We start from the raw sequence: 24,530 nt of genomic DNA, 5'->3' as shown, positions 1-24,530 counted from the left end.
TCGCAGCTCGGACAGTAGAACTCCGAGGATGGCCCCGCGAGGGGCGTCGACATCGTGTTCGTTGCACCACAGACAGGACAGTTGGGGGAGTAGTCCATACCGTCCTGTCGTCGGGCGAGGAGATATCCCCTCCCGCTAATCTGTAAGCAGTGCAATGGCGAGGCACTCTTACCAATTAGTACCCTGATAGGGACTCGCCCGGTCCCGAAACGCACAAAGCCGTCGCCCCCGGTGGTCGAAGCATGCGATTCGTGCCCGACGGTCGGCGGTACGCCGGCCTCCTGTTCGCCGCCGCCCCGGTCGCGACGGTGCTGGCGACGCCCATCGCCGGGCTGGCGTTCGTCCTCGCCGGCGCGGCGACGCTGCACTTCTTCCGCGACCCACCACGCTCGCCGCCGCCCTCGGGCGTCGTCTCACCTGCCGACGGGCGGGTCTCCGTCGTCCGCGAGGAGGACGACAGGCTCCGTGTCGGCGTGTTCATGAACGTCACCGACGTGCACGTCAACCGGGCTCCGGTCTCGGGGACCGTCCGCGAGGTCGAGCACGTCCCCGGCGCGCACCGCCCGGCGTTCTCGAAGGACTCGGACAGGAACGAGCGCGTTCACATCCGCATCGACGCGTCGGATCCGGCCGCGGGCGACCCGAGCCCGCTCGACGGCACCGAGGTCGAGCTCACCCAGATTGCCGGCGCGTTCGCCCGCCGCATCCATCCGTGGGTCGAGCCGGGCGCGAAGGTCGACCGCGGGGACCGCGTCGGCCACATCGCCTTCGGGAGCCGCGCCGACGTGCTGTTCCCACCCGCGGTCGACCGGTCGGACCTGCGCGTCTCGAAGGGCGACACCGTGCGTGCCGGCGAGTCGGTGCTGGCAGCAGTCGAGTCGGCGACCGACGAGACGGCCTGACCCGTCACTCCCGGCCCAGCCGCGCCTTCAGCCACCCGTAGGCCGTCGACGCGACGGCGAGCCAGCCGAGCATCACCACGACGGCGAGGCCGAGGCCGACCAGCCCGCTGGCGAGGACCACCCCGAACGACACCTCGTCAACAACCCCCACGTTCTGGACGACCAGGTCCGGAAGCTCGACGAAGATCGAGAGGAAGCTCCAGGTGCCGAGTGCGACCGCGACGACCCCCACGAGCAGGAACACCGCGAGTCCGAACAGCTCGGCGGCCCGGACCCGCTCTACGACGTCGAACACGTACCGAACACGTACGAGCAGCAACTAATCGGTTGCGTCGGGGGACGGAACTTTTAGGCCCGGCTGTCACGTCGGTCAGGACGTGAACTGGGACTCCGTTCGCGAGCGACTCCCGCTGGCCGGGGACGAGGGACGCGACGACGGCGGAGCGGGCGCCGGGTCGGGGGACGATCCGCACGCGACGGGCGGTGGCAGGCGTGTCACCCGTCGACGCGCGCTCACCGCGCTCGGGACGGTCGGCTTCGCCGGCGGCGCGAAGGCACTCGACAACGTGGTGGTCGGCTACGGCATCGTCGAGGGCACGCACCTCCTCGACCAGGACCTCACGACGGTGGTGGGAGAGCGGCTCCAGCCCCGCAGCACGTGGACGAGCGTTCGCGGCCACGAACTCGTGTTCGACGACGGTGTGGCCTTCCTCGAGGGCGACGGCGTCGACGAGACGCTCGACCTCGCGACCGCGACGCGAGGCGACGCACGGGCGCTCGACGAAGAACTCGGCCTCTCGTTGTTCGAACCGCTCGTCGCGGACCACGACGTCCTCGCGGCGATGGTCGACGAGAACGCCGCCGACGTCGACGGCGTGCGCTTCGAGTTCTCGACGTACGAGCCGTTCTTCGAGCGTATCCGCGAGGGCGACGCACGCCCCGGCGCGGTCGCACGACTGCGCGAGAATCGCTACACCGATGTCGACCCGGCGACGGTCGAGGCGTTCGCCGGCGCGGACCCCCGGGAACCGAAAGCCGTCGTCGACGGGCTCGTCGGCGCGTTCCGCGGCCACACGAGCTACGACATCCCGCGGTACGCCGCCGGCTCGGTCGAGGACAACGTGCTGCTCGGCAGCATCGACCTGCGCCAGCACTTCGAATCGCCGACGACCTTCGAGGCGCTGGAGGACGGACGCAACAGCGGGATGTTCTGCTACGAGTTCGTCTACCGCTCCATCGAGGCGCTGCATTCGGTGTCGCCGTACGCGCAAACGGTGCCTGTGTTCGCCGGAATTGTCATCGACACACGCCACAAGCACGCCTACACCGCCATCGGGAGCGTGCTCCGCGAGGACGACGAGCTCGTGATTCCGATGACGTTCGTCGACTACACGCACTCGACGCTGTACGACGACGTCATGCTCCGTGGCGTGTTGGGGACCGGACTGGAGGCGTACAACGACCGTCATCGCGCGACCGACATCTTCTGGAACACGCATGCGCTGCCGTAGAACGATACCACGCCGGGACTGCAACGACACGGAGCGGTGTCGATGTACGTAGGACACGGGCTGCTGGCGTTCGCGCTCGGTGGACTCCTCGGCTCGTACGTCGGCGCGACGAAACGGGAGTCACTGGTGCTGGCGGCCGTCGCCGGCGGCTTCGGCATGGTCCCGGACATCGACACGGTGTACACCCTCTACGTGGCGTTGAACGCGCGCCCGGAGAACCTGTTCCCCGTCACCGAGTCGCTCTGGGGGCACACCGATTCGTGGAAGATTCACCGGAAGCTCACGCACTCGCTCGTCGTCGGCGTCCTCGGCACCCTGTACGTCGGACTCCTCGGGTACGTCTCCGAAGCGACGTCGGAACCGAGCCGTCTTCTCGCCCTGTCGGTGCCGACGGTGGGCCTGTTCGCGGTCGGCTACCTGACACACGACCGTCTCGGACTCGGACTCCTCGTGCTGTATCTCGTCGGACTGACCGTCGTCGGCTCTCTCGCGTTCTCGCAGGGAGTTCCGCCCGTTCTGAACGGTGCTGCCGCCGCGATAGGACTGTTGACCCACCCCTTCGGGGATTTCTTCATGGGTATCCCGCCGACGCTGTTGTACCCGCTCACGGACGCCGGCCCGTCCTCGAAGCTGGCGGTCGCCGCCGACCCGACGGTGAACCTCGTCTCGCTGTTCCTCATCGAGGTTCTGCTCGCGTGGTTCGCGCTGTGGACCATCTGCCACGTCCACGACCGCCGGGTGGCGGAGTTCGTCTCGCCCCTGGCCGCTCTCGGCGTGCTGTTCGCCGCGACCGTTCCGTACATCGAGCCGCCGACGCTCCAGTACGCGTACCGCTTCGCAGGGGGTGTCATCCTCCTGGGGCTCGCCGTCGGACTCCTCCTGCGACAGCTGACGGTACGGTCGTCTCGCTGGGAGCAACGGATGACGGGTCTCTCGACCGCCCTCGCGACGGTGTCGGTCGCGTTGCTCGCCTGGCTAGGCGGGTACGTTCTGGTCTGAATCACAGCGAGATTGGCGGTCCCGTTGTCCAGAGCGAGGCAACGGTTCGATGGCAGCAACGAGCGGTTCGGACGTTCGAAACCAGCGTTCTGACGGAGTAGCCGGTTCATAACTTTCGCCGATGGCCGGACACCCTAGAGGGGCATGAGTTCTGTGACCAACCTGCATGCGATGTTCGAGGACATGGTGACCGCCAGGTACTACGAGGAGCGGTTACAGGAGGAGTACCTGGAGGGCAAACAGCCGGCGTTCGACATCTCCGCCGGCCCGATTCCGGGGGAGCTGCACCTCGCGGCCGGCCACGAGGCGGCGGGCATCGGTGTCTGTCACCACCTGCGCGACGACGACACGGTGACGGCGCCACACCGACCGCACCACATCGCCATCGCGAAGGGCGTGGATCTGAAGCGGATGACCGCCGAGATATTCGGCCGCGAGACCGGACTCGGGAAGGGCAAGGGCGGGCACATGCACCTGTTCGACCCTGACGTGAACTTCGCGTGCAGCGGCATCATCGCCCAGGGCTGTCCCCCGGCCGCGGGGGCGGCGCTCGCGGCGAAGAAGCGCAACACCGACGCGGTCGCGGTGGCCTTCCTCGGCGAGGGAGCCATCGACCAGGGGGGCTTCCTGGAGTCGCTCAACTTCGCGGGCGTCCACGACCTGCCGGTCGTCTTCGTCGTCGAGGACAACGACTGGGCCATCAGCATGCCGAAGGAGCGCGTCACCGACGTCGAGGACGGCTCGAAGCGCGCCGACGGCTTCGCGGTCCACGGCGAGCGCGTCGAGTACGACGACGTGGAGGCGGTCCACGAGGCAGCCGGGCGAGCCATCGGCCGGGCGCGGGACGGCAACGGGCCGACGCTGCTGGAGGTCCAGGTCCACCGGCGCATGGGCCACTTCATGGGCGACCCACAGACGTACCGGCCGGAGGCCGACCAGGAGGCCGCGACCGCGCGCGACTCCATCGAGCGCCTCGCGGACACCCTCCGTGCACACGGTGTCGGGGAGGACGAGCTGGCGGAGAGCCGGAAAGCCGCCGAGGAGCGCGTCGACGACGCCATCGCGTGGGCGAAGGAACAGCCCGAACCGGACCCGGCCGCCGCCCACGAGGACGTCTGGGTCAACCCGCCATCGGGCGTGACCGACGAGGAACCTGCCTTCGAGCTGGCAGGAGGTGACGACTGATGGCGACCGAAGGCGAGGAGCGCGAGAGCGAGGCGGGCACGGTCACGCGTGACCTGACGATGAGCCGGGCCATGGTCGAGGCCATCGCCCACGAGATGCGCGCGAACGACGAGGTGTTCTACATGGGCGAGGACGTCGCCGACTACGGCGGCATCTTCGACAGCACGCAGGGGCTGCTCGACGAGTTCGGCCACGACCGCATCATGGACGTGCCGATCAGCGAGACGGCCTACCTCGGCGCCGCGGTCGGCGCGGCCCAGGCCGGGATGCGGCCCATCGCGGAGCTGATGTTCGTCGACTTCTTCGGCGTCGCGATGGACCAGGTGTACAACCAGATGGCGAAGAACACGTACATGAGCGGCGGGAACGTCTCGGTCCCGATGGTGCTGACCGCGGCCGTCGGCGGCACCTACAACGACGCGGCCCAGCACTCCCAGACGCTGTACGGCACCTTCGCCCATCTCCCGGGGATGAAAGTGGTCGTCCCATCCACGGCCTACGACGCGAAGGGGCTGATGCACAACGCCATCCGCGACGACGACCCGGTCGTCTACATGTTCCACAAGCGCCTGATGGGCATCGGCTGGATGCCCGCGCCCGACGGCCCGAAGACGCCCGTCCCGGAGGAGGACTACACCATCCCGTTCGGGAAGGCCGACGTGAAACGGGAGGGCAGCGACGTGACGGTCGTCACGCTCGGGCTGCACGTCCACCGCGCGCTTGAGGCGGCCGGGTCGCTCGCCGACGATGGCGTCGACGCCGAGGTCGTCGACCTGCGCACGCTCGTCCCGCTCGACACCGAGACGGTCGTCGAATCGGTGAGAAAGACCGGCCGCCTCGTCGTCGTCGACGAGGACTACCGCTCGTTCGGCGTCACCGGCGAGGTCGTCGCCCGCGTCGCCGACGAGGCACTGGACTCCCTCGATGCGGTCGAGCGCGTCGCGGCGGCTGACGTCCCAATCCCCTACTCGCGACCGCTGGAGGACGAGGTGCTGCCCGGGACGGCAGACATCGAGGCCGCCGTGCGAGACGTGGCGGAACGATGACCGGAGACGGGCCGACGCGGCGCGGACCGACCAGTCCCGACGGCGGCGACCGCGTCGCCGTCACGCTCGAATCGGTCTGGCCGGACGACGCCGAGCCGGAGGACGAGGGCGTCGTCGTGAACTGGTTCGCCCGCGAGGGCGCGACCGTCGATGCGGGCGAGAGCCTCTGCGAGTGCCAGATAGAGAAGGTCAGCTTCGACGTGCCCGCACCGGTCGCCGGCGAGCTCGCAGCGATCGTCAGAAGGGAGGACGACACCGTCACACGGAGCGACACCGTGGCGTGGATTCAGCCCACGTAGTCGCTCTACGTCTCCCGCCGCTGCGCCAGCGCCGCCTCGAAGTCGTCCATCTCGACCACGAGGTCCGCCGTGCGCTCGTTTGCCTCCTCCGGCGGGACGCCCTCGGCCAGCTCCCGGATCGCACGCATCGAGGCGGTCCGCACGAGTCCGTCGATGTCCGCGCCGGTCATCCCCTCCGTCCGGGCCGCGAGTTCGTCGAGGTCCACGTCGTCCCCGAGCGGCCGGCCCGCGACGACGACCTCGAAGATCTTCCGGCGACCAGCCTCGTCCGGCTCGGGGACCAGGATGTGGGTATCGAGCCGACCGGGGCGGAGCAGCGCGTCGTCGACGTGGTGCTTGCGGTTCGTCGCCGCCAGCACGACGAGGTTCGGGTTCTCGGCGAGCCCGTCGAGTTCGGTCAGCAGCTGCGAGACGACGCGTTCGGTCACCTCGTTCGTGTCCCCGCCGCGCTGGCCCGCGACGGCGTCGATCTCGTCGAGGAAGACGATGCTCGGGGCGGACTGGCGGGCTCGCTCGAACACCTTCCGGACCGCCTTCTCGGACTCGCCGACGTAGCGGTCGAGCAGCTCGGGACCGTCGACCCGGATGAAGTTGACGCCCGATTCGCCGGCGAGCGCCCGGGCGAGCAGGGTCTTCCCGGTCCCGGGCGGGCCGTGCAGGAGGACCCCGGACGGGGGCGTCGTGTTCGCGGCCTCGAACAGCGGCCCGTACGCCAGCGGCCACTCCACGGCCTCGCGCAGGGTCTCCTTCGCATCGTCCAGCCCACCGACGTCGGAGAAGTCGACGTTGGGCTTCTCCGCGATGTACTCACGCATCGCGGAGGGTTCGACGGAGGCGAGTGCGGACTCGAAGTCCGCCCGGCCGACCGTCGGGTTGCGGTTCCACTCGCTCCGTGCCTGGTCCTCGGTGGGCCTGTTCCGGATGGCGATCATCGCCGCCTCGCTGGCGACGCTGTCTAAGTCCGCGCCGACGAAGCCGTGTGTCCGGCGCGCGATGCGGTCGAGGTCGACGTCCTCGGCCAGCGGCATCCCCCGGGTGTGGACGTCGAGGATCTCCCGTCGGCCGTTCTCGTCGGGCACGCCGATCTCGATCTCGCGGTCGAACCGGCCGCCGCGGCGGAGCGCGGGGTCGATGCTGTCCACCCGGTTCGTCGCGCCGATGACGACCACGTCGCCTCGTGACTCCAGCCCGTCCATCAGGCTGAGCAGCTGGGCGACGACGCGGTTCTCCACGTCGCTGTCGTCGTCGCGCTTGCCCGCGATGGAGTCGATCTCGTCGAAGAAGACGATTGCCGGCGAGTCCCCGCGTGCGGCCTGGAACGTCTCGCGTATCTTCTCCTCCGACTCGCCCTTGTACTTCGACATCACCTCGGGGCCGGAGACGTGGTGGAACGAGGCGTCGACCTCGTTCGCGACGGCCTTCGCGATGAGCGTCTTCCCGGTGCCGGGCGGCCCGTACAGCAGGACCCCCCGCGGCGGGTCGATAGAGAGTTTCCGGAACAGGTCCGGCTCCGACAGCGGGAGTTCGACCATCTCGCGGACGAGTTCGAGCTCGTCGTCCAGCCCGCCGATGTCCTCGTAAGTGACGCCCGACGGGGGTTTCGACGGCGACGAGCCGGACTTCGGTTTCCCGTCGGTCCCCGGCGGCTGGTCAGCGGTACCCCCGGTTCCGCCGGTTCTCGACGTCGCTGGCTCCTCCGAGGTCTCGACCACGATGCGCGTCCCTGCGGTGATGCGGACCGGCGACTCGGGCGTCGTCTCGGCGATGCGGAACGGCTCCGCCGCGATGCGCTCCAGCCGGATGCGCTCGCCGACGCTCACCGGGTGGCCCTCCAGGTCGCGGGTGATAGCTCGCTCGACGATGCCGTCGGGCACGTCGCGCAACGACTCCGGCGGCGCGAGCCGGATGGTCGTCGCGTCCTCGACCTCCTCGGCGTACACCCGCACCTGGTCGCCGACGTTCGCGCCGGCGTTCGCCCGCGCGTCGGCGTCGATCTGGATGACCCCGTCGGGGACGTCGCCGTCGGCCGGCCACACCTTCAGGACGGTGCGACGTGACCCCTCGACGAGGACGGTGTCGCCGCTCAGCACCCCCAGCGCGCGCCGCGCCGACTCGGGGACGCGCGCGACCCCGCGCCCGGCGTCGCGCTTCTCGGCGGCTCGCACCGTCAACAGCACCTCCTTCCCTCCCTCGGGACTCATGTCGATTGCTTTCGGTCGGACGCTCTTGAGAATTGTCCCTCTCGGGTGTGTCGGATGCCGTCCGTCGTGCCGGAGGCCGGTTGCAGGACCCCTCGGGACGACGGACCGACGGGCGGGAAAACACGGAAGAATCTCGCCGTCGTTGTCTCGACCATGGTCGCCACGACACAGCGAGACGGCGAGACCTGGTACGAGTGCGAGGACTGCGGCCTGCTGTTCGACGACCGGGACGACGCCAGGATGCACGAGGCGGACTGTGACGGGGAGGACCCGTCGTACATCCAGTAGCCCGGCTCAGAGCTTCGACTCGTGCTCGGCCGCGAGGTCGGCGGCCTGCTCGCGCGTCTGGACGGTCGTCCAGCGCACCTTCGCGGCGTCGCGGTACGCCAGCGCGTCCTTGAGCTCGTCGCGGAGGACGCCGTGGCCCACCTCGACGACGGTTCCGTCCGGGTCTCCGAGTTCGTACACGCCGAGGCGGTCCGGGGCGGAGCCCACCGTCTTTCGCTCGAACGGCTCCCAGCGACGCTGGAGCGGCATCAGACGACCTCGTAGGAGTGCTCGCTCATCTCGTCCTCGGCGAAGACGAAGACCCGGCCGCGAGCCTGCTCGGGGTCGGCCTCGACGACGACCGCGTAGCCGTCGGCGCGGGCGGTGACGCCCGGGAACACCTCCTCCGCCTCGCCGGGGTCGAGGATGACACGGCCGACGCCCGTCGACTCGAGGATGTCGTCGTGGGTCTTGCGGTCGTTGACGTACAGCATGACGCCCTCCGTCTCGGTCGGGTCGGTGACGAGGATCTGGACGTGCTTGCCCGGCGGGCAGCGAACCGACTCCTCCTTCCTCTGGGGGACGCCGTTGTAGAACGTCTCCCGGCCGTCGGTGTACTCGACGACGACGCCGCCCTCCTGCAGTTCGACGCCGAGCGTGCTCGGCGCGATGTCGCTCCGGTTGCTCATGATGGCGAGTAGTTCGGCGGCGGGCAAAAGCGACGCGATGACGGGACGGCGGTATCGACGGGGGGTAGCTCGGCACGAACTACCATCGGTCCGGCAGGTTTGGGGAGCACCACAACCGCCAAGTTCCCCCTCGTCATCCGGTCGACCATGGACGGCCAGGGCCGCGCCGTCGCCCCCGCCGCGGGGACGGTACTCAACGCGCTCGCGACCGGACGAGGCTCCGCCTTCGCCATCGACCTCGAGACGACCGCGACGGTCGACCTCGACGCGACCGGCGAGTTCTGGGGAGAGATTGCGGACGCACCCGACGCCGACACCGACCTCGTCGAACGCTGCGCCGAACTCGCGGTCGCGGAGTGGGGCGGGAGCGGCGACGAGCGGGACGACGGTGACGGTGCCGTCGGCGCGACGGTCCGCACGGAGAGCGAGGTGCCGATGGCCGCCGGCCTCAAGAGCTCGAGCGCGGCGGCGAACGCGACCGTCGTGGCGACCGCCGACGCACTCGGCGTCGAGCCCGACCCGCTCGAGGCCTGCCGCATCGGCGTCCGAGCCGCACGCGACGCCGGCGTCACCGTGACGGGCGCGTTCGACGACGCCAGCGCGAGCATGCTCGGCGGCGTCACCGTCACCGACAACGAGCGCGACGAGCTCCTCAGCCACGAGGTCGTCGACTGGGACGTGCTCGTCTGGTGGCCCGACGCGCAGGCGTTCAGCGCCGACGCCGACGTCGAGCGCTGCAGACGGGTCGCCCCGCTCGCGGACCTCGTCGCCGACCTCGCCCTCGACGGCCGCTACGGCGAGGCGATGACGGTGAACGGCTTCGCCTTCTGTGGCGCGCTGGGCTTCCCGACGGAGCCGCTGCTGGAGGGGATGCCGGCCGTCGACGGCGTCTCGCTGTCGGGAACCGGCCCCAGCTACGTCGCCGTCGGGAGCCCCGACGCGCTCGAATCGCTCGCAGGACACTGGAACGAGAGAGACGGAACCACATGGCACACGACGACACGACAGACCGGCTGCCGGACGACATGACCCTCGACGAACTCCGCGGAGAGATCGAGGAGATAGACCGCGACCTCGTCGAACTCATCGCGAGACGGACGTACGTCGCAGACACCATCGCGCAGGTCAAAGCCGATGAGGGCCTGCCGACCACCGACGAACAGCAGGAGCAGGCGGTGATGGACCGCGCGGGGGAGAACGCCGAACGCTTCGAGGTCGACGCCAACCTCGTCAAGGCCATCTTCCGGCTGCTCATCGAACTGAACAAGGTCGAACAGCGTAACAATAGGTAGCATGTCTCACACCTTCGGAATGTATTTAGATGATACCCACCTCCGAACAGTCGTGAGGTGATGCGTATTAACGACAACGACAATCGACATCCTGATTCAGGGCATCGTTCTGGGATTCTCGATTGCGGCCCCGGTCGGCCCGATCGGAGTCCTGTGCATCCAGCGAACGCTTTCTAAAGGCCGCCTCTCGGGGTTCGTTAGTGGACTCGGGGCCGCTTCCGCGGACGCCGTGTACGGGTCGATTGCAGGGTTTGGAATCACGGTGCTTTCGGCGCTCCTGCTTGATCACCGGACAGGTATTCGAATCGGAGGCGGACTCCTTCTGTTGTATCTCGGCATACGGTCTCTCCGTGCCGAGCCAGCAGAGACAGTAGTGTCCACCTCGGACGTGCAGGGGCTCGCTAGAGACTACGGTTCGACGTTCCTGCTGACGATAACTAATCCAGTGACCATCATCGCTTTCGTCGGGATCTTCACCGGATTAGGGGTCGGTGTGTCAGGGGACTATTCCGAGGCAGCCGTATTGGTCGGTGGTGTCTTCCTTGGCTCGGCGCTCTGGTGGCTCGCCTTGAGTGGCGGTGTGAGCCTCTTCCGTTCGCGGTTCACACGTTCAGTCATGCGTCGAGTGAACCAACTGGCGGGTGCAGTCATCGTTGGGTTCGGGTTACTCGCTATCTGGGGCGCTCTCTAACCCCACTCAAGCTCCAGATACTTGGTACAGCGGCAAAATACGCAAAATCCGTAACGTCAGTCTGCGACCTGAACAAGGTGGAGCAGCGGGAGCACCGGTGAGGACCGGGGGAGTCGTCTCAGACACGTGTCCGTCTACGTGGGGACCGACACCGCGTCTTCGTCGACGACGACCGTGCCGGCGAGGATGTCGAAGAGTCGCTGGTTGTCGTCCGTGACGGCCATGACCACCAGACCGACCGCGAGCTGGGCCGCGAAGATGAACGCACCGATGCTCCCGAGGACCGCGACGAAGATCGGGATCGCTCGGATGCCCGCCTTGAGCGGGGTCACCGGTCGGCCGTCGTCCTGCACCACCTTCAGACCGAGTGCCTTCTTCCCGAGGGTCTGGCCGTCCCACCACCCCTCCAGGCCGAAGTTGTAGAGGAACAGCGACAGCGGTGCCAGGAGGAAGGTGGCGATGATGCCACCACTCCCGAGCACCTCCGACGCGCCACTGGCGACGAGACTGAGCCCGCCGAACACGATGGTGACGCCCACGTAGAGCACGAACAGGATCGTGTTGTCGATGAGCTCCGCAGCGATCCGCTCGCCGAGGACGTCGGTGCCGTCAGACCCCGTGGAACCGGTCGGTTGGTGTGCTGTCCGCCGTTCTCGACCCTCCGTGGCCGCTCGTCCTGCAGGGTCGCCGGTCCGGTCCTCCGCGCGGTTCCGCTGGTCGGTGCGCGCTCCCGGTGCAACGTCCCGTTCCTGCCCTGATGGCTTCCGTTCGTCCGTCCGTCGGGAACGCTCCGTTCCGGTGGGTGTGTCCCGTCCGTCGCTCTGTTTATCAGTCAAGGTAATACTCACTAATCGTTGTGCTAAATATAATCACCGGTACAGGATGAACGGGCTTCGGAGCGGCGGTACAGCGCACCGCTGCTCACGGGAGCACGACGTCGAGACCCGGGTGGACAGCCCGCCGCAGACGGTCCGCCGGTGCACCGGCGTCCCCTCGCTGCTGTGTCCCCGTCGCCACAGTGGCGTGGCAAGCTGGTGGACCACTCAGCGACTCGTCTCCGAGCCGGCCCGGTCGGATTCCGGGGTGGTCTCGCCGCCCTCCCCGTACGAGTCGAAGCCGAGGAGCCGGTTCAGCACGCACTGCTGGGTCACCCCGGTCACGAGGAGCACCGCCCCGACGACGAACAGCGCCCCGGCGACGAGGAGTCCGGGCGTCCCGGACGCGATGGGCAGGACGCCGGCCAGTCCGGCGGCACCGACGACGAGCAGTGCCGGTCCGAACACGAGTCTGGCGAGGCGGTCGTAACCGCCGACGTTCTTCTCCATGTGTCTGTCACCAGCGTAGAACTACGACGGGCACGGGGTTAAGCGATGTTACAGGATACTCGTCAGCTTCCGAGCCGCTCGCGTGCGGGTCAGTACGACCAGCGCCGCCGGATCCGATCCGCGACCTCGGGGTGCGCCGCACGCAGGGCCGCCACGTCGCGCTCGCCGTCGACGTTGACCACGTGGACCTCGCCGCGACGGTCGGTGTACACGTCCTGGAAGTCGTAGACGACGCCGACGGCCGTCACGTCGTCGGGCACGTCCTCGCTCCCGAGCAGGAACTCGACCTGCCGGTCGACGTTGTACTCGACGAGATGGTTGACCGCGTCGACGCGGCCGAGGTCGTCGGGGAGGGACTCGACACCGGACTCGAGCTCGGCCGCGAGCAGGGAGACGCAGGCCTCGATCCCCGACGGTTCGTCGATGCCCTCGGTCAGCGCGTCGTACGTCGCTGTCACCGCGCCACAGCCGGTGTGGCCGACGACGACCGCCACCTCGGTGCCCGTGTGTACGAGCGGGTAGAGCACGTCGCCCGACACGACCGGCCCCGCGTCGCCCTCCTGAACCACGCGGTTCCCGATGTTCCCGCAGGTGAAGAGCCGTCCGGGCTGGTCGTTGCACCAGACGTGGTCCTGAAGGACGCGAGAATCCGAACAGCAGACCGTCACCGCGTCCGGATGCTGTGCGTCCTGCACGTCGTCGAACCGGTCCCCGAACGCACCTGCGTGCTCGGCGTTCCCGGCCAGGAGGTCGACGAGTGTCTCTCGCATTGTGCTTACTGCGTCGGGCAGCGAGTAGAATCGTTCGGTCCCCGGCAGATCTCCACTCCCCCCGTCGGGGCCTCAGAAGTCGGCCCGCTCCAGCCAGTCGACCGCCGTCAGCACGAACCAGCCCATCCAGACCACGAACGCGGCGAGTGCGGCACCGTACAGCGCGACCCGCGAACCGGCGACGAGCGCGAGTCCGAACGGGACCGCGACGAGGACGAGAGCGACGGCGTTCCGCCGCCAGTTCGCCAGCGCCCCGCGCAACGCGACCAGTCCCGGTTTGTTCGACACGTCGCGTCGTTGGGCGACCGCCATCAAATAGCTGTGTGCTCACCCGGACGACGACCGTCGGTGAGGAACGACCGCCGGCTCCACGTACCGGATGAGCGACGCTCAGCGACGGTGACGGCGAACCGCGAGCACGGCGAGCAGCGTCCCGATCAGCGTGGCGACCACGCCGAAACCGGGGGTCGATCCGGTCGACGCTTCCGTCTCGGTCGCTGTGACCGCCGTCTCGCTCGGGGCCGACGTGGCGGCGGGGGTCTGCTGCTGGGTGCCGTCGGGCGTGTTGATGAGGGGCTGTGTGGTCGCCGACGCGTTCGCCACCTTCGAGAAGCTGAAGAACGTCCTGACGGGCTGGCCGTCGGGAGCGACGACCGCGTCGCTGCCGGTCTCGAAGGAGCCGTCGCCGTCGGACGTGTGCAGCGTCGCCGCGATGCTCTGGGTGCCGTCGACGTCCGTCGATTCGAACAGCGAGTCGTCGATGTCGATGGACAGGTCGTCGTAGGTTCCCGGTTCGAGTGCGCGGGTGCCGATCACGTCGGCCGGCGCACCGCTCTCGACCCGCTGGAGCACCACGTAGCCGGGCTGGTTCAACTGGACGCGCGAGAGCGTCACCGACGGCGAGTCGATGCGCTGGCCGTTGTACTCGGCGGCCAGGACGCGGGCCGGGCCGTCGGTGCTCTTCTCGACGGGGATGCGGGCGGCGACGAAGCTCCCGTGGAGTCCCGTGACGGCGCTGTCGACCATCGGGTCGAACCCGCCGTCGTCGGGGTTCTGGTCGCGGTGCAGGACGAGCCAGTACGTCCGGTTCCCCTCGTGTTCGTCCCAGTACTGCTGGTCGATCTGTATCCCGTAGTTCGAGTGGGCACCGCTCTCGATGTCGGCGACCCCGACCGGTCGGCCGGGCTGGTCGCCCTGGTCCTGGTGGACGACGAGGTAGCCACCGTTCACCGAGAACATCGATTCCACCACGATGGTCCCGTCGTCGGAGACCTGCGGGTCCGCTCTGACGTGGCTCCCGTGAGCCGCGACGGGCGTCGCAACCAGCGACGCGACCATCGCGAACGCGAGCAGGAGGGCGAGTGCTCTGCGCATGTGTTTGCGTGGGGAAGCCGCCGGGAAAGAACTGTCGCTACACCGTGAAGCTCGCGCCGCCCATCTGCAGGAAGGCAGTCTCGTAGCCCTCGTGCCGGCCGACCTGTGGCGGCGTGACGACCTCGACCTCGACCTCGTCGCCGGGCTCGATGCCGTCGACCCGCGTGCCGTAGTGGTACTGGAGTTCGGGGTGGATGGCACGGGTCAGCTGGTCGTCGTAGACGCTGTCGCCGTCGCGCGTGACCGTCGCATCCAGCGACATCATCGGGAGGACGAGGTCGTTGTACGGCGTCCGCGCGGAGACGTAGAGGTACGCGCCGGCGTCGCCGGCGAGCTCGTTCTCGGCGTACTTCAGCAGGAGGTCGGCGTCGTCGACGCGCTGGGTGCCGACGGTCTCGCCGGGGAGCTCCTCGGCCGGAGCGGCGATACCCGTGGGCATCATCTCCATCTCCATCGGACGGATGGCCCCGGCGTCGCCCGCCTGGTCGAGCTCCTCGACCGTCATCTGGTCGCGGAGCGCCTGGTTGTACTCGAACGGCAGGTCCACGGAGGCCTCGGCGTCGAACCGGCCGGCGAACGAGCCCATGGGTTCGGCGTTCAGCGGGCTGGCGGAGACGCGGGCGGTGTAGCTGCCGTCGCCGTCGAGCGTGAAGTTCCCCCCGTAGTGAAAGCCCATGCGCTGGGAGAGCATCGGGTAGATGACCTCCTCGCTGACGGTCTCGCCGTCCTGCAGGATCTCGACGCTGATGCCGGACTCGGGCAGGACCACGCCGGTCTCCTCGTCCCAGACCTGCACCATCAGGTGGACCGACTGGCTCTCCTCGCGCCGGTGTGCGGAGAGTTCCGAGCCGGTGACCGTCCAGAAGTTGTGGGGGACCACGAGCATCAGCGCGAAGGAGTAGTCGCCGGCCATCGCCATGCCCGAGTCGGGCATCGCCATCCCTTCGAGGAAGGACTGGACGTAGACGCCGTCGGGGCCGTCCGTCACCGGCGTTTCGGTCTCGGTCGGGGTCGCGGTGGCCGTCGGCGTCTCGGTACCGTCGCCCTCGCTACCACCGTCACCGAGGCATCCCGCCGCACCGGCGAGGGCGAGGCCGGGCAGCGTTCGGAGGAGTTGGCGGCGTTGCATGCAATCCCCTAGCGAGAACCTGTAAAAAACCGTTCTGGTTCGTCCGTCGAATCACCCGCCGACGGGTCTGGAGCGGACCCACGGCGAGGGGACGGTGTAGCCGACCATGAGGACCACCAGCGGTGCGTGCCCGTGGGCCGCGTCGGCCCCGAACAGCGCCAGTGACACCAGATGGGCCGCCACGACGGCGACGGCGTCGAGGGGATATACGTCATGTACGCCGACGGGCGGGTCCAGCGGCTCTCGTACGGGAGCTGAGAATCGGCGGTGTGGTCAGTCGTCGAGGTACGTATCGCGCATCGTCCGCGCGAGCAGCCCCTCGCGGTCGAACGCCACCGCGACCGCGACGAACGGGTCGCCGACGGGGTCGAGCACGAACACCGACCGCGGCGTCCCGTCGTCGTCCCGCGTCCGGTTCACCCGCAGCACCAGCGGCTCGATGGGTCGGGTCCCGCGCTCGAACTCCGCGAAGAGCTCGCCGCCGCGGTCGCCGAACACGTAGCAGACCCCTGTCTCCTCGCCGTCGGTGTTCCGGAGCACCGTCGAGTTCATCCCGGAGCCGCCCGTCACGGCCTCCGCCCAGGCATCCTGTGCCGCCTCGAACAGGTTCGTCGTCTCCGGGACGAACCGGTACCGGGTCTCGCGCTCGACCTCGAGCTCCGATACGGTCGGCGGCGACGCCTCCCAGTCCAGCGTCGCCGACACCATCGCACCCGGCTCCACGTCCCCCAGTGCGTCCGAGTCGGCGACGAACGTCGGCTCGTACTCGTGTGCGTCCGGGTCCTCGCCGGGCGCCGGGAGCGAGACGAACACCCACTCCTCGTCGCTCCGGGGACTCGCAAGCGCGCGGAACCGCCCGCTCGTGGTTCGCATGGTCGCCCCGAGGTGCCGACGGCAGTTAACGGACCCGGAACGGGAATCCGTAGATTCAAACCCGTCCCAGAACCTTGTACCCACGATGACAATCCCGACGTTCGTAATCGGCATCGCGGGCGGGACGGGGGCGGGGAAGACGACCGTCGCCCGCGAGGTCGCGGACACGGTGGGCGAGGCCGTGACGCGCATCCCCCTCGACAACTACTACGAGGACCTCTCGCACATGCCACTGGAGGAGCGCGAACAGGTCAACTACGACCACCCGGACGCGTTCGAGTGGGGGCTGCTCGTCGACCAGCTCGACTCGCTGCTGATGGGCCAGCCCATCGAGATGCCCCAGTACGACTTCGAGATCCACAACCGGACCGACGAGACCGTCACCGTCTCCCCCTCCGACGTTATCGTCGTCGAAGGTATCTTCGCGCTCTACGACGACGACATCCTCGATATGTGCGACCTCCGTGTGTACGTCGAGACCGACGCCGACGTGCGCATCCTCCGGCGCATCCGCCGCGACGTGCTCGAACGCGGGCGCGAACTCTCCGGCGTCATCGACCAGTACCTCTCCACCGTCAAGCCGATGCACGAACAGTTCGTCGACCCCACGAAGAAGAACGCCGACGTCATCATCCCCGAAGGTGCCAACCGGATGGCCGTCGACCTCCTCGCCGAGAAGGTCGAAGCCGAGACCGAGGGCGGGCCGGACGAGGAGACCACTCGCGCGTGGGAAGCCGTCGAGGAGTCCGACCGGACCACGGTCGAGCCCTCCGACCCCGAAACGGACTCCCCATCCCCGAACTGACCAGAACATCAGGCAATTTTTATCCCTCTCCGTTCGAGATGCGTTCACATGAGCGCCAACAACACCGACACCGACGGCGAGCTCCGACGCCCGGAACGCGTCGAGGGCGGTTTCCTCCAGCAGAACGCCTGGCTCAAGCCCTTCGCACTCATCCAGGCCTTCCTGCTCGCCTCGATCGTCGTTCTCGACATCGCGAACGACGTCATCGGGCAGATCCAGGGCCGCTTCAGCAACGTCCTCTTCGGTATCATCCTCGCCATCATCGTGCTGAGCATCCTCACCGCCGCCATCGTCCTGGTCGTGAACGGGTTCCGGCACCTCACGAACACGTAACGCCCGTTCTGACTGGCTGTTTCGGGGAGTCACCGTCCGGAGCACGGGCCGATGTCACACGAGACCGACGGGACGGTTCTGGGATTCGAAGACGGTGAGATCACGTTTCACGAGGACATCCGAGAGGCGGTCCTCACCGACGACGCCATCGTCGTCTGCCTGGCGGTCACAGCCGGTACTTGAAGACAAGTCGCACAGCGTAAGCAAGAAGACTCTCTACAACTACAACACGACGCTCACCCAATTCTGCGAATGGCTAGACGAGAAAGGAATCGAAGACCTCCGCGACCTGGATTTTGACCACCTCCAGAAATTCCGCGAGAAGCGCTTGGCGGAGGTCGCCACTATAACTGCCAGGAACGATATGGTGACGATCAGGGGCTTCATCGAGTTCTGTGAGACGATTCAGGCAGTGCCGAAGGGACTCTCGGAGTTGGTCCGTATCCCTACGACAGACGAACAAGACGAGATCTGCGACGACGTGCTGACCCGCGAGAAAGCGACGGCGATCCTGGAACACCTCGGGAAGTTCGAGTACGGGAGCGACCGGCACGTTATCTTCCTCATCCTCTGGAAGACCGGTATGCGACTAAGCGAACTCCGTGCATTGGTCGTGGGCGACTTTGACGACAGTCGTCCAGCATTAGAGATTCGCCATCGTCCCGAAACTGGAACCCCCCCAAAGAAGAAGCAGAGGGGCGAGCGTGACGTACTAATCGAGAAGGATGACGGAAACGCAATCTTGGGCTACCTCAAGAACACCCGCCCCGACGCGACCGACGACTATGGACGTAGACCACTGATTGCAACCAGCCACGGCCGACGAGCGCGGGCCATTATTCAGCGGATGATCTACACGGCCACTCATCCGCGCCACTACGAGAACGCCTGCCCTTTCGACGAGGATCCCGAGACGTGCGAAGCCGCGACGTGGAACGGCGCTTCAAAATGTCCGGGGTCCGTAAGTCCACACGCGCTCCGCCGGGGCTACGTTACCGCCGCTCGAAATGCAGGCCAACCCAAGGACATGACCAGTTAACGCGTCAACATGACCGGGCGTGTCCTCGACAAGCACTACGACAAGTGGACCCACGACGAGAAGGCAGAACGGCGGAGAAATCACCTAAGAGATATTTGAGAGGGCCTCGCCAACTTGTGTATGTTCACTCGTCTGAAGAAGGTGATAATTGCAATCCTATTCACAGCAGTTGTCTTCCTCTTGCTATTCCCATTGTTGGTTCTCATTTCAGTGCTTCTATGGGTATTAGACCTCCCCCGTAGGCTCGGTGAGGCAGTAAATATTGAGGAGATAATCCGCAGAATCATATTCCATATCGGCGATCCGGACGAAATGAGACGATTCCGAGACGATGTTCTACATATAGTGGAAAGCGAAAACAAGGATTCCGGCGCTGACAGATGGAGTCTCCTTCGAGAAATGGACCAAGCAAAGGTCAAGATAGAAAAAACACTACAAAACGGAGAGTTTGCGTTCACCTTCATTGGAGGTGTATCTGCTCTCTTGGTTGGGAACGTGTTCGGCGTTGCGTTTGGAGGTATAGTAATCAGTCTCGTAGCGCTGATTTTCTCTATTCTCGTGACAGCGAGAACAATCGTTACAGAGGTCCTCTGTTACGATAGTATCGAGCACCGAAACGACCCTATGGAGAAATTAGAAGTCCTCCATGCATGGAACACAAGAGCCGCGCTAAAGAAGGGAGCAGTAGGAATTGCAATCCTAACTGCGTTCGCTTCACGGAGTAAGTATGGATACCAGACAGGGATTCAGATTCTGGATTTCGTCGCAAACGCACTCTATTCGAACGACGATAAATGGCAGGCAGAATAATTACTCTCAACAGCAAGAAGGCCCAGCAACGGTGCGGTCGGAGCAATCAATTTCCGTCGCGTAAACCTGCAAGAGGGGCTGATTTACGGGTTCAAATTTAGCCTCACGTTGAGGGAAAATCTAAGTAGGCGGGCTACTATCTGTTCCTTACTTCAGCCTTGCCGAAGGCAAGCCGGTGGGGGGATTTGAACCCTCGACCTATTCCTTACGAAGGAATCGCTCTAGCCAGTCTGAGCTACACCGGCGCTGACGCGCATTCTCTCGTTGTCCGATGAGTACAATAAGGGTTGCGAATCGCCCCGGCCGTCACCCTTTCGTCAGGCGAACGTCGAGGCAGACGTTGTACTCGTGGGGAGCGTACGAGCGGACGGTGTGGCGCTCCTCGACGGCCACCTGGTACTCCGGTTCCGCGGCCGCCCGGATCGCGCGCTCGCCCGGCCCGAACCGGTCGTCCTCGTGCTGGATGTCGTAGAAGTGCAGGACGCAGTCGTCGCCAGCGATGGCGACGGCGATGTCGAGGAACTCGTCGGCGCTGTGGGGGAGGTTCATCACGATGCGGTCGGCCCAGTCGTGGTAGTCGTCGGCCGCGTCCCGGACGTCGCCGTGGATGGCCGTCAGTCGGTCCGTCACGTCATTCCGGCGGGCGTTCTCGCGGAGGTACTCGACCGCCGTCTCGTTCAGGTCCACCGCGACGACCTCCGCACCGCGCGCTGCGGCCGGAACCGCGAACGGGCCGACGCCCGCGAACATGTCGAAGACGTGCTCGCCGGACTGAATCTGCTCGACGACGCGGTGGCGCTCTGTCGCGAGCCGCGGCGAGAAGTACACCGAATCGAGGTCGAGGGCGAACTCGTGACCGTACTCGCGGTGCACGGTCTCGGTGTCGTCGCCGACGAGCACGTTCCAGTCGCGCACCCGGAGCTCGCCCTGGATCTCGGAGGCGCGGTCGACGACCGTCCTCACGGGGAGGTCCGAGTCGACGATGGCCCGGGCGATTTCACGCGCCCGCTCGGGGTCGTCCTCGTCCACGATGGCCACGTCGCCGAGACGCTCGTAGCTCGGGTCCTCCCCGAGTATGTCCGCGGGCGTGGTCGGCGTCCGCCGCGCCGGCGCGTCGTGCGTGACGACGGCGAACTCGTCGGGTACCGCCTCGGCGTCGGTCACCGGGAGGTAGAGCCACCCGTCGTCGCCGGTGATGCCGTGCTCGTCGTCGAGCACGCCGACGTCGGCGAGGACCTGCCGCGTCGCCTCGCCCTCGGACTGCTCGACGCGCACGCAGGGGACGTCCATGCTCGGACGTACCCCGCGGCGGCCCTAACGCCTTCGCTTTCGATGGTCGAGTCGAACACGCCCAACTTATCGGCCCGGCCAACCGAACACGGGTATGCTCACGTTCATCGGCCTCGGGCTGTACGACGAACGCTCAATCACGGTCGAGGGGCAGGCGGCGCTCCGGGCCGCCGACGCGGCCTTCGCGGAACTGTACACCAGCAAGCTCGTCGGGGCATCCATCGAGGATATCGCCGAGTACCACGGAGTCGACATCGAGGTGCGCGACCGCGCCGGCGTCGAACAGCACCCCGAGGACATCCTCGACACGGCCGAGGAGCAGGACGTCGCCTTCCTCACCGCCGGCGACACGATGATCTCGACCACGCACGTCGACCTCCGGCTGCGTGCCCACGAACGCGGTATCGACACCCGGGTCGTCCACGGCACGACCGCCCAGACCGCGACGAGTTCGCTCACCGGCCTCCAGAACTACCGGTTCGGCAAGGCGACGACGCTCCCGTTCGAGTACGCCCACGGTGGCGACGGCGTCCCGGGGAGCGTCCTCGACACCATCGCCGACAACCGCGAGCGTGGCCTCCACACCGTCGTCTACCTCGACATCAAGGTCGGCCGCGGCCCCGACGGCGACGACCCCGCACACGAGGAGTACATGACCGCCGACCACGCCGCCGGGCTGCTCGCCGAGCACCTGCCCGACACGCTCGGCGTCGTCGTCGCTCGTGCCGGAAGCCCGGACCCACTCGTCGCCGCCGACACGCTCGGCGCACTCGCAGACCGCGAGTTCGGCGACCCACTGCACCTGCTCGTCGTCCCCGGCGACCTCCACCCCATCGAGAGCGACGCGCTCCGCGAGCTCGCCGGTGCGTCTGAGGAGCTGCTCGAACAGTAACGGGACGTCGACACCGCTCTTTTCACGACTGCTCTCGCCTGGAAGTGGCGTCGCTGTCCGCCGGAACGATCACGAGAACGAGCTGTCGCTGGCCGGTTGTTGCGTCCGAAAGAAAGCGAAGTACCGCGAAGGACCGGACGGAAGTCCGGTTAGTTAGCGATCGTTAGTTCTGACGGCGGAGCGCGAGGAGCGCTGCGCCCATCAGAGCGACGAGTGCGACACCGATACCGAAGCCGGGCTGACCACCGTCATCGCCGTCGTCAGTCTCGGTCGGGTCGTCCGTCGGCGCGTCCGTCGGGGTCGCCGTCGGGGTCGCCGTCGGGGTTGCCGTCGGGGTTGCCGTCGGGGTCGCCGTCGGGGTCGCCGTCGGGGTCGCCGTCTGCTGCGCCTCGACCGTTATCTCAGCGGTCTGGCTGGAGTCGCCTGCGGAGATACCGTGCGTGTAGGTACCTGCCTCGACGTCAGCCGTGACGCTGAACTCGACGGTCGTGGACTCGCCGGATGCGAGCGTGACCTCCTGGGAGTCGACGACGTCACCGCCGAAGGTGAACTCGACGGTCGTCGTGCCTTCCTCGCCACCGGTGTTCGCGACGGTGGCCGTGGCGGTCACTTCGTCACCGACGGTCGCCGTACCGGGTGCGCTGAGGTCGGAGACCTCGAACGCGGCCGGTGCGGTTGCCTCCTCGACGGAGCCGTCAGCCGTTGCGGCACCGTTGTTCACGTTGACCGTGAACTCGCTGCCAGCTGCGATGTCGCTGAAGTTGACGCTGGTGGACCAGGTGCCGTCCTCCTGAACCGTTGCCGTTGCCGGCTTCAGGAAGGCGACGCCCTCGTCCTGACCGTTGACGCGGATGTTGAGTTCCGTGCCGGGTGCGTAGGTCGACTCGCCGGAGATGGTCTGCTCATCCTCGGCGGAGACGATGACCTCGTCATCGTCGTTCGCGTCGATCTCGATTGCGCCCTCTGCGAGCTCCCAGGTCGTGTTCACTGCTTCGTCAGCGGAGGCCAGCGGGCTCTCCTCTGCGATCATGAACTCGGCCGTGTACTCGCCGTGAGCGGGCATCGCGGAGATGTCGTCCGTGTGGGTGACGAGGTAGTAGACGTCCTCACCAGCGACGACGGCGGTGTTCGAGCTGTTGATGTCGACGGTGCGGCGCGGCTGGTTGCGCTCCGGCTCGACTTCCGTGACCGTGAGGGACACGTTGTAGGTGGCGCCGTTGTCGTTCAGGACGCCGAAGAAGCCGTTGGAGTCGCTCGCGACGACACCCTCGAGGCCCGTTGCGTCGAGCTCGTGGATGATGTAGTCGCCCTTCGCGACCGTGTCATCCTCGGTGATGGTGCCATCCTCGACGAGTGCTGCCACGTCCTCAGCGGTTGCACCGGAGAGGCTTGCAGCGTCGGGAGCGGTCCAGGTGTTGAGCGCGTTGGTCGAGCGCGGCTGGATGTCGAACGTACCGACGTTCTGCGAGTTGACGTTGTAGTTCGTGCCAGTCGCGACCTCGACGTTGTAGCCACCAGTTGCAATCAGGGAGCCACCGAGGCTACCGTACTGCTCGTTGCTGATGGAGTCGTCCTCGTTGGCGACGGTGAACGTTTCGGAGTCACCGGTGCCCATGAGGAAGGTGTTCACGTTGACGACGACCTCACCGTCACCGTTACCGTCGGTGACAGTGATGTTCGCCTGATAGTTGTCGGACGCGCTACCGAAGCGAACGATACCCTGAGAGGTCTCGTCGAGCGTGACGGTGATCTGTGCGGTGTCACCGAGCTCGTCGGTGTAGAGGTTGCTGCCGAGACCGACAGTGCCGGTCGCGGGCTCGCTGACGTTGACCGTCGCGGTGTCCGAGACACCGGTGTCGTTCGCAGCGAACTCGAAGTCGTACGAGCCAGTGGCGGCGCCGGTGAAGTTACCGACGAGGTCCTCGTTGGTGTCGTACGTCTTGCTCGTGATCTCGAACGCGTCGGCTTCGTCGTCGGCGTCAGCCGAGCCGTCGCCGTCCCAGTCAACGGCCGTACCCGAGACGCTCGGGAAGGTGGCGTTGATCTCGTCCGGCGTGAGGTCGTCGTTCGCGATGACGAGGCCCCAGCTCGGGCGGTTCGAGGTAATCGTGAGGGTGGACTGGTTGGCGGCACCGTCGTTCTCAACTTCGACCGGGTCCGCGGATGCGGTCACGGTCTGCTCGCGCAGGGTGAAGTTGGTGACGGTGTTGTCACCGGACTCCTGACGCAGACGGTAGTCGCCCGTCTCGTAGTCGCCAGTCTCGATGACGACGTCGTCATCGGAGTCGACGTCCACGTACGTCAGGAATTGCCAGTTACCGTTGCTCTGCTGCTGTTCGAGGACGACGCTTTCGCCCTGTGCGAAGTCGTCGGTCTCTGCCAGAGTCTGACCGGACCAGTAGCCCTGGCCCTCGTCAATCTCGGCATCGTAGTCGGATGCATTTGCCGCGGCGACACTTCCCGAGAACGCTACTACGCCCGCGAAGACGGACGTAATCATCAGCGCAGCCAGGAAGAGGCCACGGATCTTTGTTTTGGTTCCTGTCATAGGTTGCTTGGGTTCTGCGTGGATCGAGCACCTTTCTCGCTCGGCGTCTGTGGGGGGACGCGAACGGTAGTCAGTACTGTCACCGTGGGTAGGGGTACATCACAAACGCACGAACCATTGTTATAAATGCTTTGTGGTGAACTGGGAAGTTGTCAACCGTTAACACACCCTCTCAGACCGTATCTGAGCGGGAAATCGTCTTCTCGTTTCTTCGGATCGGTACTCCAGAAAGTACTTAAATAAAGACCCGGACCCGCACC

Annotated in this window: 28 protein-coding genes, 1 tRNA gene and 1 pseudogene; 16 read left to right on the top strand and 14 right to left on the bottom strand. The window is 66.7% G+C overall.

What is annotated here, in order from left to right; genetic code table 11:
• Nucleotides 1-242 precede the first annotated feature (242 nt).
• Nucleotides 243-902 carry a protein sorting system archaetidylserine decarboxylase gene (locus NO345_RS16890; protein ID WP_256301180.1) on the top strand — a complete coding sequence of 220 codons (660 nt, stop codon included), beginning with the start codon at nucleotides 243-245 and terminating at the stop codon, nucleotides 900-902.
• 4 nt (nucleotides 903-906) lie between these two features.
• On the opposite strand, the gene NO345_RS16885 is transcribed toward NO345_RS16890, so the two are convergent.
• Nucleotides 907-1,197, bottom strand: coding sequence for a hypothetical protein (locus NO345_RS16885; RefSeq protein WP_256301178.1), 291 nt, complete (start codon nucleotides 1,195-1,197; stop codon nucleotides 907-909).
• A gap of 82 nt (nucleotides 1,198-1,279) precedes the next feature.
• Between NO345_RS16885 and NO345_RS16880 the strand changes: the two genes are divergently transcribed.
• From NO345_RS16880 to NO345_RS16860, 5 genes are all read left to right on the top strand, one after another.
• Nucleotides 1,280-2,413 (top strand): hypothetical protein, encoded by a 1,134-nt coding sequence (locus tag NO345_RS16880; RefSeq protein ID WP_256301176.1) that lies wholly within the window; start codon nucleotides 1,280-1,282, stop codon nucleotides 2,411-2,413.
• A 42-nt stretch (nucleotides 2,414-2,455) separates the two neighbouring features.
• Nucleotides 2,456-3,412, top strand: coding sequence for a metal-dependent hydrolase (locus tag NO345_RS16875; protein WP_256301175.1), 957 nt, complete (start codon nucleotides 2,456-2,458; stop codon nucleotides 3,410-3,412).
• Between the two features lie 171 nt (nucleotides 3,413-3,583).
• Nucleotides 3,584-4,597, top strand: coding sequence for a thiamine pyrophosphate-dependent dehydrogenase E1 component subunit alpha (locus NO345_RS16870; protein WP_368407892.1), 1,014 nt, complete (start codon nucleotides 3,584-3,586; stop codon nucleotides 4,595-4,597).
• Nucleotides 4,597-5,643: an alpha-ketoacid dehydrogenase subunit beta gene (locus NO345_RS16865; protein ID WP_256301172.1), complete on the top strand. Its 1,047-nt coding sequence runs from the start codon at nucleotides 4,597-4,599 to the stop codon at nucleotides 5,641-5,643. Before NO345_RS16870 ends, NO345_RS16865 begins: the two co-directional genes overlap by 1 nt.
• Nucleotides 5,640-5,942 (top strand): lipoyl domain-containing protein, encoded by a 303-nt coding sequence (locus NO345_RS16860; RefSeq protein WP_256301170.1) that lies wholly within the window; start codon nucleotides 5,640-5,642, stop codon nucleotides 5,940-5,942. Before NO345_RS16865 ends, NO345_RS16860 begins: the two co-directional genes overlap by 4 nt.
• A gap of 5 nt (nucleotides 5,943-5,947) precedes the next feature.
• Here the strand turns inward: NO345_RS16860 and NO345_RS16855 are convergent, their stop codons facing one another.
• Complete coding sequence (locus tag NO345_RS16855; protein WP_256301169.1) at nucleotides 5,948-8,143, bottom strand: AAA family ATPase; 2,196 nt, start codon at nucleotides 8,141-8,143, stop codon at nucleotides 5,948-5,950.
• Between the two features lie 153 nt (nucleotides 8,144-8,296).
• Here NO345_RS16855 and NO345_RS16850 point away from each other — a divergent pair, with 153 nt between their 5' ends.
• Entirely contained in the window at nucleotides 8,297-8,431 is a 135-nt protein-coding gene (locus tag NO345_RS16850) for a DUF7128 family protein (protein ID WP_256301167.1), read from the top strand.
• A 6-nt stretch (nucleotides 8,432-8,437) separates the two neighbouring features.
• Here the strand turns inward: NO345_RS16850 and NO345_RS16845 are convergent, their stop codons facing one another.
• Nucleotides 8,438-8,680 (bottom strand): DUF7508 domain-containing protein, encoded by a 243-nt coding sequence (locus NO345_RS16845; RefSeq protein ID WP_256301165.1) that lies wholly within the window; start codon nucleotides 8,678-8,680, stop codon nucleotides 8,438-8,440.
• Nucleotides 8,680-9,099, bottom strand: coding sequence for a DUF5796 family protein (locus NO345_RS16840; protein WP_256301163.1), 420 nt, complete (start codon nucleotides 9,097-9,099; stop codon nucleotides 8,680-8,682). The genes NO345_RS16845 and NO345_RS16840 overlap by 1 nt, the downstream gene beginning before the upstream one ends.
• A gap of 147 nt (nucleotides 9,100-9,246) precedes the next feature.
• Here NO345_RS16840 and NO345_RS16835 point away from each other — a divergent pair, with 147 nt between their 5' ends.
• The 3 genes from NO345_RS16835 to NO345_RS16825 all read left to right on the top strand — a co-directional run bounded on the left by NO345_RS16835 (nucleotide 9,247) and on the right by NO345_RS16825 (nucleotide 11,082).
• Complete coding sequence (locus NO345_RS16835; protein ID WP_256301161.1) at nucleotides 9,247-10,128, top strand: shikimate kinase; 882 nt, start codon at nucleotides 9,247-9,249, stop codon at nucleotides 10,126-10,128.
• Nucleotides 10,086-10,391: a chorismate mutase gene (locus tag NO345_RS16830; protein ID WP_368407889.1), complete on the top strand. Its 306-nt coding sequence runs from the start codon at nucleotides 10,086-10,088 to the stop codon at nucleotides 10,389-10,391. Before NO345_RS16835 ends, NO345_RS16830 begins: the two co-directional genes overlap by 43 nt.
• 82 nt (nucleotides 10,392-10,473) lie before the next feature.
• Nucleotides 10,474-11,082: a LysE family translocator gene (locus NO345_RS16825; protein ID WP_368407891.1), complete on the top strand. Its 609-nt coding sequence runs from the start codon at nucleotides 10,474-10,476 to the stop codon at nucleotides 11,080-11,082.
• Nucleotides 11,083-11,216: 134 nt separating this feature from the next.
• Here NO345_RS16825 and NO345_RS16820 read toward each other — a convergent pair whose 3' ends face one another.
• The 7 genes from NO345_RS16820 to NO345_RS16790 all read right to left on the bottom strand — a co-directional run bounded on the left by NO345_RS16820 (nucleotide 11,217) and on the right by NO345_RS16790 (nucleotide 16,553).
• Complete coding sequence (locus NO345_RS16820) at nucleotides 11,217-11,918, bottom strand: RDD family protein (protein ID WP_256301159.1); 702 nt, start codon at nucleotides 11,916-11,918, stop codon at nucleotides 11,217-11,219.
• A 207-nt stretch (nucleotides 11,919-12,125) separates the two neighbouring features.
• On the bottom strand, nucleotides 12,126-12,407 hold the full coding sequence (locus tag NO345_RS16815; RefSeq protein ID WP_256301157.1) for a YgaP family membrane protein: 282 nt from the start codon (nucleotides 12,405-12,407) through the stop codon (nucleotides 12,126-12,128).
• Nucleotides 12,408-12,496: 89 nt separating this feature from the next.
• Nucleotides 12,497-13,177, bottom strand: coding sequence for a carbonic anhydrase (locus NO345_RS16810; protein WP_256301155.1), 681 nt, complete (start codon nucleotides 13,175-13,177; stop codon nucleotides 12,497-12,499).
• Between the two features lie 72 nt (nucleotides 13,178-13,249).
• Nucleotides 13,250-13,465 carry a hypothetical protein gene (locus tag NO345_RS16805; RefSeq protein WP_256301153.1) on the bottom strand — a complete coding sequence of 72 codons (216 nt, stop codon included), beginning with the start codon at nucleotides 13,463-13,465 and terminating at the stop codon, nucleotides 13,250-13,252.
• Between the two features lie 102 nt (nucleotides 13,466-13,567).
• Entirely contained in the window at nucleotides 13,568-14,551 is a 984-nt protein-coding gene (locus NO345_RS16800) for a DUF7282 domain-containing protein (RefSeq protein ID WP_256301151.1), read from the bottom strand.
• 37 nt (nucleotides 14,552-14,588) lie between these two features.
• Nucleotides 14,589-15,680 carry a DUF7350 domain-containing protein gene (locus tag NO345_RS16795; RefSeq protein ID WP_256301149.1) on the bottom strand — a complete coding sequence of 364 codons (1,092 nt, stop codon included), beginning with the start codon at nucleotides 15,678-15,680 and terminating at the stop codon, nucleotides 14,589-14,591.
• Nucleotides 15,681-15,953: 273 nt separating this feature from the next.
• Nucleotides 15,954-16,553 (bottom strand): DUF6663 family protein, encoded by a 600-nt coding sequence (locus NO345_RS16790; protein WP_256301148.1) that lies wholly within the window; start codon nucleotides 16,551-16,553, stop codon nucleotides 15,954-15,956.
• An 85-nt stretch (nucleotides 16,554-16,638) separates the two neighbouring features.
• Between NO345_RS16790 and udk the strand changes: the two genes are divergently transcribed.
• The 5 genes and pseudogenes from udk (at nucleotide 16,639) to NO345_RS16760 (ending at nucleotide 19,540) form a co-directional block, all read left to right on the top strand.
• On the top strand, nucleotides 16,639-17,358 hold the full coding sequence (gene udk / locus NO345_RS16785; RefSeq protein WP_256301146.1) for a uridine kinase: 720 nt from the start codon (nucleotides 16,639-16,641) through the stop codon (nucleotides 17,356-17,358).
• A gap of 48 nt (nucleotides 17,359-17,406) precedes the next feature.
• On the top strand, nucleotides 17,407-17,691 hold the full coding sequence (locus NO345_RS16780) for a hypothetical protein (RefSeq protein WP_256301144.1): 285 nt from the start codon (nucleotides 17,407-17,409) through the stop codon (nucleotides 17,689-17,691).
• A 51-nt stretch (nucleotides 17,692-17,742) separates the two neighbouring features.
• Nucleotides 17,743-17,874, top strand: coding sequence for a hypothetical protein (locus NO345_RS16775; protein ID WP_256301524.1), 132 nt, complete (start codon nucleotides 17,743-17,745; stop codon nucleotides 17,872-17,874).
• 25 nt (nucleotides 17,875-17,899) lie between these two features.
• Nucleotides 17,900-18,730: pseudogene (locus tag NO345_RS16765) on the top strand (tyrosine-type recombinase/integrase); the annotation flags it as partial.
• A gap of 120 nt (nucleotides 18,731-18,850) precedes the next feature.
• Nucleotides 18,851-19,540: a hypothetical protein gene (locus NO345_RS16760; protein WP_256301142.1), complete on the top strand. Its 690-nt coding sequence runs from the start codon at nucleotides 18,851-18,853 to the stop codon at nucleotides 19,538-19,540.
• A gap of 170 nt (nucleotides 19,541-19,710) precedes the next feature.
• On the opposite strand, the gene NO345_RS16755 is transcribed toward NO345_RS16760, so the two are convergent.
• A tRNA-Thr gene (locus NO345_RS16755) sits at nucleotides 19,711-19,785 on the bottom strand.
• Nucleotides 19,786-19,846: 61 nt separating this feature from the next.
• The gene (locus NO345_RS16750; RefSeq protein WP_256301140.1) at nucleotides 19,847-20,830 is read right to left on the bottom strand and encodes a class I SAM-dependent methyltransferase; all 984 of its coding nucleotides are present in this window, start codon (nucleotides 20,828-20,830) and stop codon (nucleotides 19,847-19,849) included.
• A gap of 94 nt (nucleotides 20,831-20,924) precedes the next feature.
• On the opposite strand from NO345_RS16750, the gene dph5 reads away from it, so the two are divergent.
• The gene (gene dph5 / locus NO345_RS16745) at nucleotides 20,925-21,722 is read left to right on the top strand and encodes a diphthine synthase (RefSeq protein WP_256301138.1); all 798 of its coding nucleotides are present in this window, start codon (nucleotides 20,925-20,927) and stop codon (nucleotides 21,720-21,722) included.
• Between the two features lie 163 nt (nucleotides 21,723-21,885).
• On the opposite strand, the gene NO345_RS16740 is transcribed toward dph5, so the two are convergent.
• A complete protein-coding gene (locus tag NO345_RS16740; protein WP_256301136.1) occupies nucleotides 21,886-24,270 on the bottom strand; it encodes a DUF7827 domain-containing protein in 2,385 nt (794 codons plus the stop codon).
• Between the last annotated feature and the right edge of the window lie 260 nt (nucleotides 24,271-24,530).

Source organism: Haloarchaeobius salinus (assembly GCF_024464185.1).
In the GTDB taxonomy this organism is placed as follows: Archaea; Halobacteriota; Halobacteria; order Halobacteriales; family Natrialbaceae; genus Haloarchaeobius; species Haloarchaeobius salinus.
This window is presented reverse-complemented; position numbering and strand designations above follow the sequence as displayed.